The organism is Roseomonas sp. TS2 (assembly GCF_058833935.1).
This window is the reverse complement of the sequence record NZ_JCACVY010000268.1, coordinates 1-4271: the sequence shown is the minus strand read 5'-3', so window position 1 is coordinate 4271 and position 4271 is coordinate 1. Positions and strand designations below refer to the sequence as shown.

The window sequence follows — 4271 nt, the reverse complement described above, 5'->3', positions numbered from 1 at the left end:
CCTTCCTGGCCGCCACCGCCGGCGCCCTCGCCGCCCCCGCGCTGCGATCCTCCCCCGCCGAGGCGCAATCGGCCAGCCGCGCCGAGACCCTGCTGCTGGTGCAGGAATACGGCCCCAACAGCATGGACATGCAGGGCATCGGCGCCTCGCAGCCGGTGAACGGCGTGGCGCTGAACTGCTATGACCGGCTGCTGAGCTACAAGAAGGTGCCGCTGCCCGATGGCCAGGGCCACACCTTCACCCTGCACGCGCTGGAGCCGGAGCTGGCCGAAAGCTGGCAGGAGGCCAGCGACGGCATGAGCGTCACCTTCAAGCTGCGCGAGGCGAAGTTCCATTCCGGCCGCCCGGTGCGCGCGCAGGACGTGAAGTGGTCGCTCGACCGCGCCGTCTCCATCGGCGGCTTCGCCACCACGCAGATGGCGGCGGGCAGCATGGAGAAGCCCGAGCAGTTCGTGGCGCTCGACGACCGCACCTTCCGGATCGACTTCATCCGGAAGGACAAGCTGCTGATGCCCAATCTCGGCGTCACCATCCCCTATGTCATCGACAGCGAGACGGCCAAGGCGAATTCGGGCGGCGACCCCTGGGCGAAGGAGTGGCTGAAGAACAACGTCGCCGGCTCCGGCGCCTTCAAGGTCGAGAGCTGGAAGCCCGGCGTCGAGACCATCTATGCCCGCAACGACGACTGGTGGAATGCCAGCAAGCCGAAGCTGCGCCGCATCATCACCCGCGACATCCCCTCGCCCTCCACCCGCCGCGCGCTGCTGGAGCGGGGCGATGCCGATGTCTCGGCCCTGCTGCCGCCCAAGGACTTCGCCGACCTCGCCGCGGCGGGCAAGGTGAAGGTGGTGGGCGTGCCGGTGCCGAACGGCATCTGGTACTGCGCCATGAACAGCGCCACCGGCCCCTTCACCGATGTGCGGCTGCGCCAGGCCGTGGCCTGGGCGATGCCCTACGAGAAGATCATGCAGGCGGCGCTCTACGGGCGCGGCGTCATCATGTCCGGCGCCGAGGGGGGGCCGACCACCGCCTGGCCGCAGCCCTTCCCCTACAACACCAACATCGAGAAGGCGCGCGCCCTGGTGCAGCAGGCGGCACCGGGCGGCATCACCACCTCCGTGCTGTTCGACGCCGGCCAGGCCACGGTGGCCGAGCCGATCGCGCTGCTGGTGAAGGAGGCGCTGGCGCCGCTCGGCATCACCGTCGAGCTGAACAAGGTGCCGGGCAGCAACTTCCGCGGCGAGCTGGCGAAGAAAAACTCGCCCATGGTCATCAACCGCTTCGCCGGCTGGCTGGACTGGCCGGACTACTACTTCTTCTGGAACTTCCACGGCAGCAACTCGATCTTCAACGTCGCCTCCTACCAGAACCCGGAGATGGACAGGCTGATCGACGCTGCCCGCTTCACCTCGGACGCGGCGGCCTATGAGGCGGCGGTGAAGGGCTTCATCGGCATGGCCCAGCGCGAGGCGCCGGTGGTGCCGCTGGCCCAGCCGCTGCACGACATGGCGATGCAGAAGAACATCGGCGGCTACCAGTTCTGGCCCTGCCGCGAGCCGGATTTCCGCGCCTTCACCAAGGGCTGAGGAGGAGCGGGGCCGATGTTGCGCACCGTGCTGTCGCGGCTGGGGACGGCGCTGCCCAGCCTGGCGGGGGTGGTGGTCATCACCTTCCTGCTCACCCGCGTGCTGCCCGGCGACCCGGCGCTCTACTTCGCCGGGCCGGTGGCCTCGCCGGAGGCGATCGCCGCCATCCGCGCGCAGCTCGGCCTCGACCAGCCGCTCTGGACGCAGTTCGCCGGCTATGTGGCGGCGCTGTTCCAGGGCGATCTCGGCGTCTCCCTCACCACCGGCCGCCCGGTGGTGGAGGATATCGCGGCACGGCTGCCGGCCTCGGCGGAACTCACCCTGCTCGGCCTGTTCATCGCGGTGGGCATCGCCGTGCCGCTCGGCATCCTCGCCGCGCTGCGGCAGGGCTCGTGGATCGACCATCTCTGCCGGCTCGTCACCACGGCGGGCGTCTCGCTGCCGGTGTTCTTCACCGGGCTGCTGGCGGTCTATGTGTTCTACTACCTGCTCGGCTGGTCTCCCGCGCCCCTTGGCCGGCTCGACAGCTTCCTGAGCGAGCCGCCCGCGCGCACCGGCTTCCTGCTGATCGACAGCCTGCTGGCGGGCGATGCGGAAGTCTTCCGCGCGGCACTCGGACAGATCCTGCTGCCGGCGCTGACGCTCGGCATCTTCGCCCTCGCCCCGCTGGCGCGCATGACGCGGGCCGCGATGCTCGCCGCCCTCTCCGCCGAGTTCATCCGCACCGCGCGGGCCAGTGGCCTCGGCGGGCGCACCATCGTCTTCGCCTATGCCTTCCGCAACGCCATGCTGCCGGTGCTCACCACGCTGGGCATGGTGTTCTCCTTCCTGCTCGGCGCGAATGTGCTGGTGGAGAAGGTCTTCGCCTGGCCCGGCATCGGCTCCTACGCGGTGGAGGCGCTGATCGCCTCGGACTTCGCGCCGGTGCAGGGCTTCGTGCTGACCATGGCGATCCTCTACATCCTGCTCAACCTGGCGATCGACCTGCTCTACGGGCTGATCGACCCCCGCATGCGGAAGGTGGCGTGATGGCCGAGAACCCGGCTCTTCCGGCCGCCAGGGCGCCCTCCCCGCTCGCCGCCCTGCTGCGCCATGCGCGGCACGTGGTGGGGGAGAACCCGGTCACCGCCATGGCCTTCGGGCTGTTCTTCCTGCTGCTGCTCTGCGCCCTCCTCGGCCCCTGGATCGCGCCGCACGACCCGCTGGCGAGCGACACGGCCCGCGCCCTGGCGCCGCCCTCCCTGAGCAACCCCTTCGGCACGGACCATCTGGGGCGGGACATCCTCTCCCGCGTCATCGTCGCGACGCGGCTCGATCTCGGTATCGCCATCTGTTCGGTGGCGCTGGTGTTTGTCCTCGGCGGCCTCGCGGGTGTCGCCGCCGGCTTCTTCGGCGGCTGGACGGACCGCATCGTCGGCCGCATCGCCGACACCATCATGGCCTTCCCGCTCTTCGTGCTGGCCATGGGCATCGTCGCCGCGCTCGGCAACACGGTGACGAACATCGTCATCGCCACCGCCATCGTGAACTTCCCGCTCTATGCGCGCATCGCCCGCGCCGAGGCGGCGGTGCGGCGGGAGGCCGGCTACGTGCAGGCCGCGCGCCTCACGGGCAATGGCGAGTGGCGCGTGCTGCTCGGCACCATCCTGCCCAACATCCTGCCCATCATGGCGGTGCAGATGTCGCTGACCATGGGCTACGCCATCCTCAACGCGGCGGGGCTCTCCTTCATCGGCCTCGGCATCCGGCCGCCCATGCCGGAATGGGGCATCATGGTGGCCGAGGGCGCCGCCTACATCGTCTCCGGCGAGTGGTGGGTGGCACTGTTCCCCGGCCTCGCGCTGATGCTCGCCGTCTTCACCTTCAACCTGCTCGGCGACGGTCTGCGCGACATCGTCGACCCGCAGCGCCGGAGCTGAGCCGATGGACAGCAACACGGTCCCGCTGCTCGACATCCGCGACCTGACGGTGGAGTTCGCCACGCGGCGCGGCACGGTGCGCGCGGTGAAGCGCGTCAACCTCTCCATCGCCCGCGGCGAGACGCTGGGCGTGGTGGGGGAGAGCGGCTCGGGCAAGTCCGTCACCTCCTACGCGGTGATGCGCATCCTGGAGCGCACGGGGCGCATCGCCGAGGGCAGCATCGCCTTCTCCGGCGTGCCCCTGCGCGAACTGCCGGAGCGCGAGATGCGCGACCTGCGCGGGCGCGAGATCTCGATGATCTTCCAGAACCCGCGCGCCGCGCTGAACCCGATCCGCCCCGTGGGCCGGCAGATCGCCGATGTGCTGCGCCGCCACGGCCAGGCGACGCGCGCCAATGCGCGGGCCAAGGCCATCGCCGCGCTGGAGCAGGTGCGCATCGCCCGCGCCGCCGAGCGGCACGACGCCTATCCCTTCGAGCTGTCGGGCGGCATGTGCCAGCGCGTGGTCATCGCGCTCGCCCTCGCCTGCCGCCCGCGCCTGCTGATCGCCGACGAGCCCACCACCGGCCTCGACGTCACCACCCAGAAGGCGGTGATGGACCTGGTGACGGAGCTGACGCGCGAGCGCGGCATGTCCACCCTGCTCATCACCCACGATCTTGGCCTCGCCAGCGCCTATTGCGACCGCGTGGCGGTGATGCAGCAGGGTGAGGTGGTGGAGAACGCGGATGCCATAGCCATCTTCCGCGCCCCCACCCACGCCTAT

Annotated in this window: 4 protein-coding genes; all 4 read left to right on the top strand. The window is 70.3% G+C overall.

Features of this window, described 5'->3' with window-relative positions; genetic code table 11:
* Positions 1–1586 (top strand): ABC transporter substrate-binding protein (locus tag ACZJYS_RS23005; RefSeq protein WP_493180456.1); only part of this gene is annotated, 1586 nt, incomplete at its 5' end.
* Positions 1587–1601: 15 nt separating this feature from the next.
* Positions 1602–2615, top strand: a complete 1014-nt coding sequence (locus ACZJYS_RS23000; RefSeq protein ID WP_493180455.1) for an ABC transporter permease — start codon at positions 1602–1604, stop codon at positions 2613–2615.
* Positions 2615–3505, top strand: a complete 891-nt coding sequence (locus ACZJYS_RS22995; RefSeq protein ID WP_109518686.1) for an ABC transporter permease — start codon at positions 2615–2617, stop codon at positions 3503–3505. Before ACZJYS_RS23000 ends, ACZJYS_RS22995 begins: the two co-directional genes overlap by 1 nt.
* A 4-nt stretch (positions 3506–3509) precedes the next feature.
* Positions 3510–4271 (top strand): ABC transporter ATP-binding protein (locus ACZJYS_RS22990; RefSeq protein ID WP_493180454.1); only part of this gene is annotated, 762 nt, incomplete at its 3' end.